We start from the raw sequence: 14695 nt of genomic DNA, 5'->3' as shown, positions 1-14695 counted from the left end.
GGCGTCCCCTAGGGGATTCGAACCCCTGTACTCACCGTGAAAGGGTGATGTCCTAGGCCTCTAGACGAAGGGGACAAAATCTTTTCAGATCTGTCTTACTGCTTTGTTCTTGCCGTCGATTTTCACCAACAGCAAAGAACGAAATTCTAACTTCTTTCATTCCGTTTGTGAAGCATTTTTTCTGTCACTCAATGCTTCGCAAACCTCGCTCACTCTGCGTTCAACTGGTGGAGGTAAGCGGGATCGAACCGCTGACCTCTTGCATGCCATGCAAGCGCTCTCCCAGCTGAGCTATACCCCCGTGTCTCGTTGACTGCTGAACAACAGAGAAGCGAGATTGTAGAGACGGTTTTGAGGTTTGTAAATACCCCATTTGCGATTCGAGCAAAATTCTTTGCGAAGCCGCGCACTCGGGACATCGAACCATTCGAACCACGCGGCCTCGGCTTGCGCGCGCTATGCGAGCGCCGCTTCGAGACGCGACACGACGACGTCGCGACCGAACAGCAGCAGCACTGCGTCGATCGACGGCGTGTGCGTCGTGCCCGCGACGACCAGGCGCACCGGCATCGCGAGCTGCGGCATCTTCAGCTTGTGCGCGCCGAGCGTCGCCTTCAGTGCGGCCGCGATCGCCTCCTTCGTCCAGTCGGCCGCCTTCAGCGCCGCCGCGAAATCGGCGAGCGCCGGGCGCACCGCCTCGGTGACGTGCTGCGCGAGCGCGTCGGCATCGGGCGCGGGCGCGCGATAGAACATCGCCGAGTTCTCCGCAATCTCCTTCACCGTCGACGCACGATCCTTCATGAGCCCGATCACGCCCGCCAGGCCAGGGCCCTTCGCGATCGCGTCGGCGTCGACGCCGAGCGCCGCGAAGAACGGCTTGGCGAGCTCGGCAAGACGCGCGTCGTCCGCTTCCTTGATGTAGTGGTTGTTCAGCCAGTTCAGCTTGTTGTGGTCGTACTGCGCGGGCGACTTGCCGAGATGCTCGAGATCGAACCAATCGACGAACTGCTCGCGCGAGAAGATCTCCGCGTCGCCGTGCGACCAGCCGAGGCGCGCGAGATAGTTGAGCACCGCTTCCGGCAAATAGCCGGCGTCGCGATAGCCCATCACGCTCATCGCGCCGTGGCGCTTGCTCATCTTCTCGCCCTGCTCGTTCAGCACGGTCGGCAGGTGCGCGTACACCGGCACCTCGCCGCCCAGCGCGCGCAGGATGTTGATCTGACGCGGCGTGTTGTTCACGTGGTCGTCGCCGCGGATCACGTGCGTGATGCCCATGTCGAGATCGTCGACGACGACGCAGAAGTTGTACGTCGGCGTGCCGTCGGGACGCGCGATGACGAGGTCGTCGAGCTCCTCGTTCGAGATCTCGACCCGGCCCTTCACCGCATCATCCCACTCGACCGCGCCCGTCAACGGATTGCGGAAGCGCAGCACGGGCTTCACGCCGGCGGGCGGCTCCGGCAGCACCTTGCCCGGCTCGGGGCGCCACGTGCCGTCGTAGCGCGGCTTGTCGCCCGCCGCGCGCTGGCGCTCGCGCAGCGCGTCGAGCTCTTCCGTCGACATGTAGCACGGATAGACGAGGCCCTGCTCCCGCATCTGCTCGAGCACTTCGCGGTAGCGGTCCATCCGCTGCATCTGGTAGAACGGGCCTTCGTCGTAATCGAGGCCGAGCCATGCCATTCCTTCGAGGATCGCGTCGACGGACGCCTCGGTCGAGCGCTCGACGTCGGTATCCTCGATCCGCAGCACGAACGTGCCCTTCATCTTGCGGGCGAAGGCCCACGGATAGAGCGCGGATCGGATGTTGCCCAGGTGGATGAAGCCCGTGGGGCTCGGCGCGAAACGGGTGCGGACAGGACGGGTCATAAACGATAGCTCGAACGCCTCAAACGGCGCATCAATTGAAACGACGCGGCGGCGCACGCCGCACGGCAATGCCGGGGTGCATGCGCGACCGGAACGCAAAGAGCACGAATTATACTCGCCGCGCGGCGCTTCCTCGTCGCGCGACGCCCGGCTCGCGCGGCTTGCGGCGGGGCCGCGCGTCATCGCCCAACTTACGCGCCCACACGCCCCTTCAAGCGGCGCGGCGCAGCGCCGCACGCGACCGGTCCGCCTCGAGCCCCGCAGCCTTCGCATTCCGGCGCCCCGGCAGCGGCGAACGAATCTCGCGCCCGGATATCTTCTCAAACGCCGGCCGGCCTCGCCCCCTGGCCATTCGGCCAACGGCCGCCTCGCCGCCCGGCCGAAGCTTTCGCGCGCGCGCCGCCAGTTGCTTTATGATGTGCGCGCCGCGGCCGCCATGCCGGCGCCGCGCATGGCAGCGCGCAATTTTCGGCGCGGCCGCCGGAATGTCGCCGTGCGCGGCGCGCCCATCGCGGCCGCGCACGGTCCGCAGTTGGAGATCGAGCCGATGTCGTCCCCCCGTTTGTCCCGCCGCACGTTCACGCTCGCCTGCGCGTCGGCCATCCTCGCCGCCTGCACGTCGACCGGCACGAAGCCGACGACGTCGGGCGCCGTCACGCTGCCTGCGAACCCGCCGCAGCCGCGCGAAAAGCCGGTCCGGATCGGCATCGCGCTCGGCGGCGGCGCCGCGCGCGGTTTCGCGCACGTCGGCGTGCTGAAGGCGCTCGAGGCGCGCGGCATCCCGATCGAGCTCGTCGCCGGCACGAGCGCGGGCTCGGTCGTCGGCGCGCTGTACGCATCGGGAATGAACGCGCTGCAGATCAACAAGCTCGCGCTCGCGATGGACGAGGCGTCGATCAGCGACTGGGCGACGCCGTTCCGCTCGCGCGGCCTGCTGCAAGGCGTCGCGCTGCAGAACTTCATCAACAAGACGCTCGGCAACCGGCCGATCGAGAAGATGACGAAACCGCTCGGCATCGTCGCGACCGATCTGAAGAGCGGCCAGCCGATCCTGTTCCAGCGCGGCAACACGGGGCTCGCGGTGCGCGCTTCGTGCAGCGTGCCGTCGGTGTTCGAGCCGGTGCGGATCGGCGATCGCGAATACGTCGACGGCGGGCTCGTGAGCCCCGTGCCCGCGTCGTTCACGCGCAGGATGGGCGCGGACTTCGTGATCGCGGTCGACATCTCCGCGCGCCCGGACGGCGCGACGACCGGCAATCCGATCGAAATGCTGCTGCAGACGTTCACGATCATGGGTCAGACGATCAAGACCTACGAGCTCGACAAGTACGCCGACGTCGTGATCCGCCCGAACCTCGCCGCGATGGGCGGCAGCGACTTCAACCAGCGCAACGCGGCGATCCTCGCAGGCGAGGAAGCGGTCGTGCGAATCATGCCGGAGCTGCAGCGCAAGCTCGCGGCCGCGCGCTCGACGGCGGCCGCCGCCTGAGCCCGCCCGCGTCGTTGCGCGGCCGCCCCGGCGCGCCGCGCACGCGCCGCATCGCCTCGCATCGCCTCGAAACCGCCGCTCAAAAGCAAAAGCCCCGCTTCCATCGGAGAGCGGGGCTTCGACGCGCCCGGCAATCGGCCGGCGCGAGCGGTGCGCGACTCAGTTGCTGCCGTTCGCGCTCGTCGCGCTGACGTTGCCGTCGCCGATCGTCGCCTTCACGCGCTGGCGCAGATCGTCGGGCTTCGCCGAGAACTGCGTCTCGATCCGGCGCGCGCCGGTGAAACGCTTTTCCCAGTAGCCGCTATCGAGATCGTCGACGCGGATCGTGCTGCCCGTCGACGGCGAATGCACGAACTTGTTGTCGCCGATGTAGATGCCGACGTGCGAGAACGTGCGGCGCATCGTGTTGAAGAACACGAGGTCGCCCGGCTTCAGCTCGCTCATCCGGACCTTCTCGCCGACACGGCTCATCTCTTCCGCGCGGCGCGGCAGCGACATGCCGAGCGTGTCCTGGAACACGTAGCGCACGAAGCCGCTGCAGTCGAGGCCCGAATCCGGCGTGTTGCCGCCCCAGCGATAGCGCACGCCGATCATGTTCAGCGCGCCGACGACGACGTCGCCCGCCTTGCCGGCCATGCCCGACAGGAATGACTTCGCGCCGCCCTGGCTCTTCGCGGGCGTCGCGGCACTGACCTGCTGGAGATTCTGGGAGGAGGAGGCCGATTCGGCTTGAGCCGAACCGACGGCATTCTGACTGGAACTGCTGACTTCGTCGGCGAACGCGCCGGGAGCTGCAGCGATCAGGACGCCGGCGAACATCCCGGCGACGACGCGCGTGCAAGCCTGGGTCAGATATCGGTGCTGCATTGGTCGATGGATTTGCGCTGGAAACTCAGCTGATTAGCGGAAAAATTTCGGTCGATACTAGCCACGAAGTATTTGTTTGTCAAAAGGAATTGAGAATTTCAATCAAACTTCTTGCACCATTCGGATTCATCAGACTTAACGAACGGCTTTCAGCAATTTTTGCGTGTAAGGATGCACCGGATCGGTGAAGATCCGCTCGACATCGCCCGTCTCGACGATCGCCCCGCCCTGCATCACCGCGACCCGGTGCGCCATCGCGCCGATCACTTCCAGATCGTGGCTGATGAACACGTAGCCGAGGTTGTATTTGCGTTGCAGATTCGACAGCAGCTTCAACACTTGTTGCTGGATCGACACGTCGAGCGCGCTCGTCGGCTCGTCGAGCACAAGCACGCGCGGCTCCAGCACGAGCGCGCGCGCGATCGCGATCCGCTGGCGCTGGCCGCCCGAGAATTCGTGCGGATAGCGATGCAGCACGGTGCGGTCGAGGCCGACTTCGCGCAGCACGGCGATCACCTTGTCGCGGCGCGCGCCGGCCGCGAGCTGCGGGCGATGCAGCTCGAGCCCTTCGGACACGATCCGCTCGATCGTCTGCCGCGGCGAAAGCGAACTGAAGGGGTCCTGAAATACCACTTGCATGTTCGCGCGCAGCGCGGTCCGCTCGCGGCCGTGAAAGCTCGCGAGCGCGCGGCCCTCGAATTCGATGTCGCCGCGCGCGACCTTCTGCAGCCCGAGAAGCGCCATCGCGAGCGTCGACTTGCCGGAGCCCGACTCGCCGACGATCCCGAGCGTCTCGCCCTGCCGCACCGACACGCTCGCGTCCGACACAGCGGTGAAGCGCCCCGAGCGGAACCAGCCCTCGAAACCCGGCAGCTGCTGCTTGAACTGCACGGTGACGCCGCGCGCGTCGAGCACGACGGGCGCGATCGGCAGCACCGGCGACACCGCGCGCTGCGGCCGGCTGTGCAGGAGGCGCTGCGTGTACGGATGCTCGGGCGCGTCGAAGATCCGCTCGACCGGCCCGCATTCGACGAGCTTGCCCTTCTCCATCACCGCGACGCGCTCGGCGAAGCGCCGCACGAGGTTCAGATCGTGCGTGATGAGAAGCACCGCCATCCCGCGCTCGGCCGCCGCGTCGCGCTGCAGCTCGAGCAGGAGCTCGACGATCTGCGCGCGAATCGTCACGTCGAGCGCGGTCGTCGGCTCGTCGGCGAGCAGCAGGCGCGGCCGGCACGCGAGCGCCATCGCGATCATCGCGCGCTGCCGCTGGCCGCCCGACAACTGGTGCGCATAGCTGTCGACGCGCTCGCGCGGCTTGTCGATCCCGGTGCGCGCGAGCAGCGTGATCGCACGCTCGCGCGCGTCGCGCTTCGACACGCCGTCGTGCAGCTCGATCGTCTCGCCGATCTGCTCGCCCACCGTGAAGAGCGGATTGAGCGCCGTCATCGGCTCCTGGAAGATCATCGCGATATCCGCGCCGCGCAGCCCGCGCATCGCGCGCTCGCTCTTGTCGGCGAGATTCTCGCCCGCGAAGCGGATCGTGCCGCTCACGTCGGCGTCGCGCAACAGGCGCAGCACCGACAGCGCGGTCACGCTCTTGCCGGAGCCCGACTCGCCGACGAGCGCGACGCGCTCGCCGCGGCCGATCGCGAGCGACACGTCGTCGACGGCGAGCGTGTCGCCGAAGCGCACGCGCAGCCGCTCGAGCGACAGCAGCGGCTCGCGCGGCGGCGCCGCCGCGCCGTCGTCCGCATTGCGCACGGCGCTCATCGGACGCCTCCCGCCGCGCGCGTCGTGTCCGCGACGCGCGTATCGAGCGCGTTGCGCAGCGCGTCGCCCATGAAGGTCAGCAGCAGGAGCGTCGCGACGAGCACGCAGAACGTCGCGAGCGAGATCCACCATGCGTCGAGGTTCGCCTTGCCCTGCGCGAGCAGCTCGCCCAGGCTCGGCGTCGGCGGCGGCACGCCGAGCCCGAGAAAATCGAGGCTCGTGAGCGCGAGGATCGCGCCGCTCATCCGGAACGGCAGGAACGTGATGACGGGCGTGAGGCTGTTCGGCAGCACGTGCCGCCAGATGATCTGCCAGTTCGTGAGCCCCATCGCGCGCGCGGCGCGCACGTAGTCCTGCGTGCGGTTGCGCAGGAATTCGGCGCGCACGTAGTCGGACAGCCCAATCCAGCCGAACAGCGACAGCAGCACGATCAGCAGGATGAAGCTCGGCTCGAATATGGAAGCGAAGATGATCAGCAGATAGAGCTCCGGCATCGAGCTCCAGATTTCGATGAGCCGCTGGCCGACGATGTCGATGCGTCCGCCGAAGAAGCCCTGCACCGCGCCCGCCGCAATGCCGAGCAGCGTGCCGATGAACGTCAGGACGAGCGCGAACTCGACCGACACGCGAAACCCGTAGACGAGCCGCGCGAGCAAATCGCGCCCCTGCGCGTCGGTGCCGAGCCAGTTCCCGCGCGAAGGCGGCGCCGGATTCGGCCGCTTCGAGAAGTAGTTGAGCGTGTCGTAGTAGTAGCGGTTCGGCGGATACAGCGCGAAGTTGCCGGGCGCGCCGAGCTTGCCGCGCACGTAAGGATCGAGATAGTCGGCGGGCGTCGGGAAATCGCCGCCGAAGGTCGTTTCCGGATAGCTCTTGAAGAGCGGGAAGTAAAAGTGGCCGTCGTAGCGCACGACGATCGGCTTGTCGTTCGACCACAGCGGCGCGGCGAGGCTCGCCGCGAACGCGATCACGAAGATCACGAGGCTCCAGTAGCCGAGGCGCTGCTCCTTGAAGCGCAGCCACACGCGCCGCGCGGGCGACGGCGACACCCGCGCGCGCGCGGCGTCGATCCGGGAAGAGACGCCGAGTCGGCTCAAATCAGCGCTCCAGTTGCTCGAATTGAACGCGCGGGTCGACCCACACGTAGCAGAGATCGGACACGAGCTTCGTCGCGAGCCCGATCAACGTGAAGATGTAGAGCGTGCCGAGCACGACCGGATAGTCGCGCCGGATCACCGATTCGTACGACAGCAGGCCGAGCCCGTCGAGCGAGAACAGCGTCTCGATCAGCAGGCTGCCGGTGAAGAACGCGCCGATGAACGCGGCCGGAAAGCCGACGACGAGCGGCAGGAGCGCATTGCGGAACACGTGCTTCCACAGCACGCTGCGCTCCGAGAGCCCCTTCGCGCGCGCGGTCAGCACGTACTGCTTGCGGATCTCGTCGAGGAACGCGTTCTTCGTGAGCATCGTGATCACCGCGAAGCTGCCGACGACCGACGCGACGATCGGCAGCGCGATGTGCCACAGGTAATCGGCGATCTTGCCGGCGACGGAGAGCTGCGCGAAGTTGTCGGACGTGAGGCCGCGCAGCGGGAAGATCTGCCAGAACGAGCCGCCGCCGAACAGCACGAGCAAGAGCACGCCGAGCACGAAGCCGGGAATCGCGTAGCCGACGAGAACGACGAGGCTCGTCGCGAGATCGAACGGCGAGCCGTTCCTCACCGCCTTCGCGATGCCGAGCGGCACCGATATCAGGTAGGTGAGCAGGAAAGTCCACACGCCGATGCTGATCGACACGGGCAGCTTCGACACGACGAGCGACCAGACGCTCTGATGATGGAAATAGCTGTCGCCGAGATCGAAGCGCGCGAAGCGCTCGAGCATCAGCCAGTAGCGCTCGAGCGGCGGCTTGTCGAAGCCGTACAGCGCTTTCAGCTGCGCGAGCTGCTGCGCGTCGACGCCCGTGTACGAGCGCATCCCGAACGGCGCGCTGCCCCGCTCGGCGCCCTTGCGCAGTTCCTGCACCGCCTGCTCGACCGGGCCGCCCGGCACGAACTGGATCACGGCGAACGTGATGGTCAGGACGCCGACGAGCGTCGGGATCATCAGCAGCAGACGTTTGAGGATGTAGCTCCACATAGGCGCACTCGGCACTCAGGCGTGTTCGAACGGTTTCGTCAATCGGCGGGCGCGGCAAGCGCGCCGCGCGGCGTACGCCGGGCCCGCACGGCGCGCGCCGTGCGGGCCGCCGTCACGGCTCGGCGGACGCGCCGTGGCCAGGGCTCGCCCACCACGTCGACGCGACCCAGCCTTCCGCCGAATAGTACAGCGGCAGCGTCGACGGATAGGCGAGCGTGCGCTTGAACGCGATCCGGTGCGTCGCGCTGTACCACTGCGGCACCGCATAGTAGCCGTGCATCAGCACGCGGTCGAGCGCGTGCGTCGCATCGAGCAGTTCCTGCCGCGTCTCGGCCTGCGTGAGCGCCTTCAGGATCGCGTCGACCGCAGGCGACTTGAGCCCGGTCAGGTTGTCCGAGCCCTGCTCGTCCGCGTAGCGGCTCGCGAAGCGCGCGACCTGCTCGGCGCCCGGCACCTGGACGCCGGGGTAGCGGACCGTCGTCACGTCGTAGTCGAACGCGTCGAGGCGCTTTTGCAGCAGCGCGTAATCGGCCGTCCGATACTTCGCGACGATCCCGAGCTTCGCGAGATTGCGGATGTACGCGGTAACCACTCCCTCGAACGCCGAGCCCGAATCGTCGAGGATCTCGAATACGAACGGCTCGCCCTTCGCGTTGCGCAACGCGCCGTCGCGGTAGGTCCAGCCGGCTTGCGCAAGCAGCGCGCGCGCCGTCAGCAGGTTCGCGCGCAGCGATGCGGGCGGATCGGTGACGGGCTGCACGGTCATCGGCCCGAACACCGCCGGGTCGAGCTGCGCGCGCAGCGGGTTCAGCAGCGCGAGCTCGCCCGCGCTCGGCACGCCCGTCGCCTGCAGGTCGGTATCGGCGAAGTAGCTGTTCAGGCGCGTGTAGGCGCTGTAGAACAGCTGCCGGTTCAGCCATTCGAAGTCGAACGCGAGATCGAGCGCGCGGCGCACGCGCACATCCTGGAACAGCGGCCGCCGCAGGTTCATGAAGAAGCCCTGCATGCCCGCGCCGTTGTGCTGGCGAAACTCGCGCTTCACGAGCTCGCCGCTGTCGAAGCGCTTGCCGACGTCGCGCCGCACCCAGTTTCGCGCGATGTACTCGATGAGCACGTCGTACTCGCCCGCCTTGAACGCCTCGAGCCGCGCGACGCCGTCGCCGTACAGCTTGTAGACGATGCGCTCGAAATTGTTCGTGCCGATCCGCACGGGGAGCGCGGCGCCCCAATACGCGGGATTGCGCCGGTACGCGATCGTGCGGCCGGTGTCGTAGCGCTCGATCAGGTACGGGCCGCTGCCGATCGGCTGCTCGAACGCGAGCTGGTCGAACGGCATGCGCGAGCCGTCCGGCCGCAGGCCCCATTTGCGCGAGAACACCGGAATGCCGCCCGCGATCAGCGGCAGCTCGCGGTTTTTCCGGCGAAACTCGAAGCGAACGGTCGCCGGATCGACGATCACCGCGCGCGTGATGTCCGCGTAGTACGCCGGGTATTGCGGCGCCGCCTGCGGGCTCTTCAGCGCGTCGAACGAATGCTTGACGTCCGCCGCGGTGACGGGATCGCCGTTCGAGAAGCGCGCGCGCGGATTCAGATGGAAGGTGACCGACAGCCCGTCCGGCGCCACCGCGATGTCGTCCGCGAGGAGGCCGTACGCGGACGCGGGCTCGTCGGCGCTGCCCGTCGTCAGGCTCTCGAACAGCAGGTCGAGGCCGGGCGCCGGGTTGCCGCGCATCGTGAACGGATTGAACTTGTCGAATGTCGTGAGCCGGTTCGGATTCGCGAGCACGAGCGTGCCGCCCTTCGGCGCGTCCGGGTTCACGTAGTCGAAATGCTTGAAGCCGGGCGGATACTTCGGCTCGCCGTACTGGGCGATCGCGTAAGCCGCGTGGGCGGCCGGCATCGCGGCGAGCGCGAGCGCGACGCCCGCGGCCGTCCGGCGCACGAAATGCACGAAGCGCACGAAGCGCCCGAGCGCGGCGCGCCGATCGGCCGCCCGTTGCGGCGCGGCCGGTCGCGCGGCCTGTTTGGGTGTCGCCGCGCGTCGCGGCGGTCGCGGCCGGCTGGCCCGGGGCGAACCGATCGTCATAGAAGCCTTGGCAGTCGTTCGAGGATGGCGATGTGAGAGAATTCTACCCACTCGCAACCGATTACAGCCAACCGGCGCCCGCCGATGCGCGGGCGCGGGCGCCACACATAGGAGAATTCATGGGCTTTCTCGACGGTAAACGTATTCTGCTGACGGGCCTCTTGTCGAACCGCTCGATCGCTTACGGCATCGCCAAGGCGTGCAAGCGCGAAGGTGCCGAGCTGGCGTTCACCTACGTCGGCGATCGCTTCAAGGATCGCATCACCGAGTTCGCGGCCGAGTTCGGCAGCGAGCTCGTGTTCCCGTGCGACGTCGCCGACGACGCGCAGATCGACGCCCTCTTCACGTCGCTCAAGGCTCACTGGGACACGCTAGACGGCCTCGTCCACTCGATCGGCTTCGCGCCGCGCGAGGCGATCGCGGGCGATTTCCTCGACGGCCTCACGCGCGAGAACTTCCGCATCGCGCACGACATCTCCGCGTACAGCTTCCCGGCGCTCGCGAAGGCCGCGCTGCCGATGCTGTCGAGCGACGCTTCGCTCCTCACGCTCTCCTATCTCGGCGCGGAACGGGCGATTCCGAACTACAACACGATGGGCCTCGCGAAGGCGGCGCTCGAGGCGAGCGTCCGCTATCTCGCGGTGTCGCTCGGCGCGAAGGGCGTGCGCGTGAACGCGATCTCGGCGGGCCCGATCAAGACGCTCGCGGCAAGCGGCATCAAGAGCTTCGGCAAGATTCTCGACTTCGTCGAGAGCAACTCGCCGCTCAAGCGCAACGTGACGATCGAGCAGGTCGGCAACGCGGGCGCGTTCCTGCTGTCGGACCTCGCGAGCGGGGTCACGGCCGAGGTGATGCACGTCGACTCGGGCTTCAACGCGGTGGTGGGCGGGATGGCCGGCCTCGAAGAGTAAGCGCGGCGCGGCGGCGGGCGGCCCGAGCCGCGGCGCTTCGGCGCACGGCGGCGCCCGGCGCGAAAAGGACGAACCCCGCGCTCGCGAAAGCGCGGGGTTCGTCGGATGTTCGAACCGCCCGTTCCTCGGGCGGTTTTTTCATGGGGCCGGCGGCGGCATGCGTCGCTCGACGCGCCGTATGCCGGCCGGCGCACGGCCGAACGCCGGCATCAGTGACGCCAGCCGTTGTGGCGGCCGTTGTCCCGGTGGCCGCGGTCCCAATCGCGGTGATGGCGATACCATTCGTCGCGGCCCCAGTAGCGGCGGCCGTCCCAGTAACGGTCGCCGTGCCAGCCGATCACGATCGACGGCACGGGCGCATACACGGGGGCCGGTGCGTAGACGGGAGCCGGCTGATACACGACGGGCGGCGGCGGCGGCGCGTAGACCGGCGCCGGAGCGACGTAGACGGGCGCGGGCACACCGACGTTGATGCCGACGCTGACGCCTGCCAACGCGGCGCCGGATGCGAGCAACGCGGCGAGACCGGCCGCGAGCGAGGCAGCACGCAAGGTTTTCATGGACTCCCCTTCTGGTTGATTCGTTGGTTTCGACTATAGCGGGAACCATCTGCGCCGCATATTTCAACTTTGTAAGAACTGATGCGCGGCATCGCATCGCGATCGGATCGCTAACGTTTCGTTACATTCGGCCCGATGCGGCCGGCCCGCCGCTCGCGACGCGGCGAAGCGGCGGCGAAACGCGCATCCGCCGCGTCGTAAAAGACGGGGAAAAGGTTCGAGAATCGGCCGGCGTCGCCGCCCGCCTGTCAGCGCGCCGCGCCGGCGAATCGAAGAGAGGTTTTCCGCCCGCCGGGCTCGCATGCGCGAACGAGGCGGCCAATCGAGCGGGAAAGCGGGGAAGCCCGACGCGAAAGCGGCCGAATGCCGCCGAATGTCATCGAATCTCGGCCGATGCGGTGCGGCGGGTCGGTGCGGCGGGTGCGGCGGGTGCGGCGGGTGCGGCGGGTGCGGCGGGTGCGGCGGGGCGGCGGGGCGGCGGGTGCGGCGGGTGCGGCGTAGCGGACGTTAGGCGCGCACGCATCCGTTGCGCCCGCCCGTCGCCCTGCATGCTGCGCGAGCGGCCTTCCCGACGCGCGGCGGATGCGCGCTCGCCGCGCGCCGGCTGGAGAGCCCGCCCGCGCCGCCGCACGCCCGGCGGCGCGCGCGTCGTCAAGCCGGCACGGCCTCGACGGTCGGCGTTGCGGGCACCAGCGCATCGACGACGCGCAAATGCACGGGCACGTACTTGTGATAAGGCGTGCGCGACAGCGGATCGCAGTGCGCGCCCGACGTCAGGCGATTGAGCTCGGGCCCGATCGGCGCCCCGCCCTTGTAACGCATGCCATAGCCGTGCGGCAGCGTGACCATCCCGCGCCGCACGCTGTCGTCGAGCTCGGCGACGACCTCGATGCTGCCCGTCGCCGACGCGCACACGAGCTTGCCGCCGTCTGCGACACCTAGCGCGGCCGCATCGTCAGGATGAATCCGCAGCGAGCCGTGGGGATCGACCTTGCGCCACGACGGATCGCGATAGATCTGGTTCGCGTTGTACGCGCGCCGCTCGCCCGCCATCAGCACGAACGGGTAATCGGCGCCGGGCGGCGTCTCCGTCCCGAGCGCGCGCAACTCGTCGATCATCTCCGGAATGTGCAGATGCACGCGGCCGTCCGGATGGCGGATGAAGCGCCACATTTCGTGAAACTCGTGAATGCTCATCACCGTCCCGGAGCGCCGCTCGAGAATCGCGCGAAAGAGCGCGGTGCCGAGCGTCGCCCGGTTGCCGCGAATGCCCGCGCGGCGCACGGCCGCGTAGTGCTGCTGCGCATACAGCATCGTGAGCGGCAGCAGCGGCGCAATACCCGCGGCGTCGTTCGGCAGCGCGCGTCCGAGCGTGCGATAGACGATCGACGCCGCATGACGCTGCCACTTCTTGTTCGCCGCGAGCGCGATGCCGAGCGCGCCCATGTAGACGAGGTGCTTCGACGCGCGCGGCTCGAGCCGCGCGACGCGCTCGAGGAGCGGAAACCGGCCCGGCAGTTCGCCCATCTTCTCGAGCAGCCGCGTGTAGATCTCGGGCTCCGGCAGCGATTCGCCGAGCGGCGGCAGCAGCGCATGCCGCAGATGGAACGCGTTGGCCGGGAACTCGAGATTGAAACCCGTCGCCTCCCATTTCTCGAACTGCGACGCGGCGGGCAGCACGTAATGCGCGAGGCGCGCCGTCTCCGTCATCGCGACGTCGATCACGACAAGCAGTTCCAGCTTGCCGAACGCGCGCTCGTACGCGTTCGAATCGGCATACGTGACGACCGGATTCGCGCTGTCGACGAACACCGCGCGCACGCGATTCTCGTCCGCGTGCTCGATTTCGTCGGGCAGGATGTTGGGCGGATAGATGCCGGCGATCGGAAACATCCGGTGACGCGCGGTCCGCTTGAGCGGCTTGCCGTTCTTGCGCACGCGCTCGTCGGTGTGGCCGATGACGGGCAGCAGGAACGTATGCAGGTTGTTGCCGCCGCGCTTGCCGAAGTTGCCGGTCAAGAGAAACAGCAGCTTCTCGAGATAGCCGTTGAGCGTCGTGTGCAGCGTGTGCTGGATGCCGAGATCGATGCGCAGGCACGCGGCGCGTGCGGTCGCGAACCCGCGCGCGACGCGCTCGACGTCCTCGAGCGGCACGTCCGCGCGGCGGGCGTACTCGGCGATCGGCACATCGCGCAGCGCGCGCTCGACGAACTCGAAACCCGCGCAGCGCCGCGCGATGAACTCGCGGTCGATCAGCCCGTCGCGCAGGATGATCGCGAGCATCGCGCTCATCAAATACGCGTCCGTGCCGGGGCGCACCTGCAGATGGAGATCGGCTTGCTTGGCCGTCTCCGAGCGCCGTGGATCGACGACGACGAGCGTGCGGTTCGGGTCCTTCTTCAAGTCGCGCAGCGTGTCGCGTGCGTTCGGGATGCCGTGCGCCTGATATGGATTCGCGCCGATGACGAGCACATAGTCCGCATGCTCGATGTCCTCGGTCGTGTGGCAGTCCTGACGGCCGAACAAGCGGCCGTTGAGCCAGAAATCGCCGGTCTTTTCCTGGCCGAGCGCGTTGTACGCGTAGCGGCTTCGCATCGCCGCGAGCAGTTGCCGGCTATACGCGCCGCCGACATGATTGCCCTGCCCGCCGCCGCCGACGAACGCGAACGCGTCGCCGCCGTGCCGCTCGCGCAGCGCGACGAGACGTTGCGCGATGTCGTCGAGCGCCTCGTCCCACGTGACGCGCACGAAGCTGCCGTCGGGCTCGCGGCGCAGCGGATGCGTCAGACGGTCGTCGTGATGCTGGTAGTACGTGAGGCGCGCGGCCTTCTGGCACAGATAGCCTTTCGAAATCGGGTGATCGTCGTCGCCGCGGATTTTCGCGAACTTGCCGTCCACGACGTCGACGACGAGACCGCAATTGCGCGAACACAGGATACAGGCGGTTTTTTCGACTGCCATCGCACGCTCCATCTGCCGGCGCACTCGCCGGAATCGGGGAATGGTGAAT

The 14695-nt window shown here is 67.9% G+C and carries 10 protein-coding genes and 2 tRNA genes; 2 read left to right on the top strand and 10 right to left on the bottom strand.

Going from position 1 to position 14695, the window contains the following annotated elements:
* Positions 1 to 2: 2 nt before the first annotated feature.
* From WS91_RS11745 to gltX, 3 genes are all read right to left on the bottom strand, one after another.
* Positions 3 to 75: transfer RNA gene (locus WS91_RS11745), tRNA-Glu, on the bottom strand.
* 150 nt (positions 76 to 225) lie between these two features.
* Positions 226 to 301: transfer RNA gene (locus WS91_RS11740), tRNA-Ala, on the bottom strand.
* Between the two features lie 155 nt (positions 302 to 456).
* A complete protein-coding gene (gene gltX, locus WS91_RS11735) occupies positions 457 to 1866 on the bottom strand; it encodes a glutamate--tRNA ligase (RefSeq protein WP_059574491.1) in 1410 nt (469 codons plus the stop codon).
* Positions 1867 to 2302: 436 nt separating this feature from the next.
* Between gltX and WS91_RS11730 the strand changes: the two genes are divergently transcribed.
* On the top strand, positions 2303 to 3355 hold the full coding sequence (locus WS91_RS11730; protein WP_059670322.1) for a patatin-like phospholipase family protein: 1053 nt from the start codon (positions 2303 to 2305) through the stop codon (positions 3353 to 3355).
* Between the two features lie 159 nt (positions 3356 to 3514).
* Here the strand turns inward: WS91_RS11730 and WS91_RS11725 are convergent, their stop codons facing one another.
* From WS91_RS11725 to WS91_RS11705, 5 genes are all read right to left on the bottom strand, one after another.
* Positions 3515 to 4222 (bottom strand): C40 family peptidase, encoded by a 708-nt coding sequence (locus tag WS91_RS11725; RefSeq protein ID WP_059670320.1) that lies wholly within the window; start codon positions 4220 to 4222, stop codon positions 3515 to 3517.
* A 135-nt stretch (positions 4223 to 4357) separates the two neighbouring features.
* The gene (locus tag WS91_RS11720) at positions 4358 to 5992 is read right to left on the bottom strand and encodes an ABC transporter ATP-binding protein (protein ID WP_059670319.1); all 1635 of its coding nucleotides are present in this window, start codon (positions 5990 to 5992) and stop codon (positions 4358 to 4360) included.
* Positions 5989 to 7086 (bottom strand): ABC transporter permease, encoded by a 1098-nt coding sequence (locus WS91_RS11715; protein ID WP_059670318.1) that lies wholly within the window; start codon positions 7084 to 7086, stop codon positions 5989 to 5991. Before WS91_RS11715 ends, WS91_RS11720 begins: the two co-directional genes overlap by 4 nt.
* A gap of 1 nt (position 7087) precedes the next feature.
* The gene (locus tag WS91_RS11710) at positions 7088 to 8128 is read right to left on the bottom strand and encodes a microcin C ABC transporter permease YejB (protein ID WP_038753509.1); all 1041 of its coding nucleotides are present in this window, start codon (positions 8126 to 8128) and stop codon (positions 7088 to 7090) included.
* Between the two features lie 112 nt (positions 8129 to 8240).
* A complete protein-coding gene (locus WS91_RS11705) occupies positions 8241 to 10214 on the bottom strand; it encodes an extracellular solute-binding protein (protein WP_059643155.1) in 1974 nt (657 codons plus the stop codon).
* A 119-nt stretch (positions 10215 to 10333) separates the two neighbouring features.
* Between WS91_RS11705 and fabI the strand changes: the two genes are divergently transcribed.
* A complete protein-coding gene (fabI, locus tag WS91_RS11700) occupies positions 10334 to 11125 on the top strand; it encodes an enoyl-ACP reductase FabI (RefSeq protein ID WP_038753514.1) in 792 nt (263 codons plus the stop codon).
* 209 nt (positions 11126 to 11334) lie between these two features.
* Here the strand turns inward: fabI and WS91_RS11695 are convergent, their stop codons facing one another.
* On the bottom strand, positions 11335 to 11685 hold the full coding sequence (locus WS91_RS11695; RefSeq protein WP_038753516.1) for a hypothetical protein: 351 nt from the start codon (positions 11683 to 11685) through the stop codon (positions 11335 to 11337).
* Between the two features lie 651 nt (positions 11686 to 12336).
* Complete coding sequence (locus WS91_RS11690) at positions 12337 to 14670, bottom strand: molybdopterin oxidoreductase family protein (protein WP_442854971.1); 2334 nt, start codon at positions 14668 to 14670, stop codon at positions 12337 to 12339.
* Positions 14671 to 14695 lie beyond the last annotated feature (25 nt).

Origin of the sequence: Burkholderia sp. MSMB1498 (genome assembly GCF_001526245.1) — a bacterium.
GTDB classification, from domain to species: domain Bacteria; phylum Pseudomonadota; class Gammaproteobacteria; order Burkholderiales; family Burkholderiaceae; genus Burkholderia; species Burkholderia savannae.
The sequence above is the reverse complement of the archived record's forward strand: the minus strand, read 5'-3'. Positions and strand labels throughout refer to the sequence as shown.

Bases quoted from the DNA above. Each gene is read 5' to 3' on its own strand.
- WS91_RS11730 (WP_059670322.1), top strand. From the start codon at position 2,303: ATGCCGGCGCCGCGCATGGCAGCGCGCAATTTTCGGCGCGGCCGCCGG.
- fabI (WP_038753514.1), top strand. From the start codon at position 10,334: ATGGGCTTTCTCGACGGTAAACGTATTCTGCTGACGGGCCTCTTGTCG.
- gltX (WP_059574491.1), bottom strand. From the start codon at position 1,866: ATGACCCGTCCTGTCCGCACCCGTTTCGCGCCGAGCCCCACGGGCTTC.
- WS91_RS11695 (WP_038753516.1), bottom strand. From the start codon at position 11,685: ATGAAAACCTTGCGTGCTGCCTCGCTCGCGGCCGGTCTCGCCGCGTTG.
- WS91_RS11720 (WP_059670319.1), bottom strand. From the start codon at position 5,992: ATGAGCGCCGTGCGCAATGCGGACGACGGCGCGGCGGCGCCGCCGCGC.
- WS91_RS11725 (WP_059670320.1), bottom strand. From the start codon at position 4,222: ATGCAGCACCGATATCTGACCCAGGCTTGCACGCGCGTCGTCGCCGGG.
- WS91_RS11705 (WP_059643155.1), bottom strand. From the start codon at position 10,214: ATGACGATCGGTTCGCCCCGGGCCAGCCGGCCGCGACCGCCGCGACGC.
- WS91_RS11710 (WP_038753509.1), bottom strand. From the start codon at position 8,128: ATGTGGAGCTACATCCTCAAACGTCTGCTGCTGATGATCCCGACGCTC.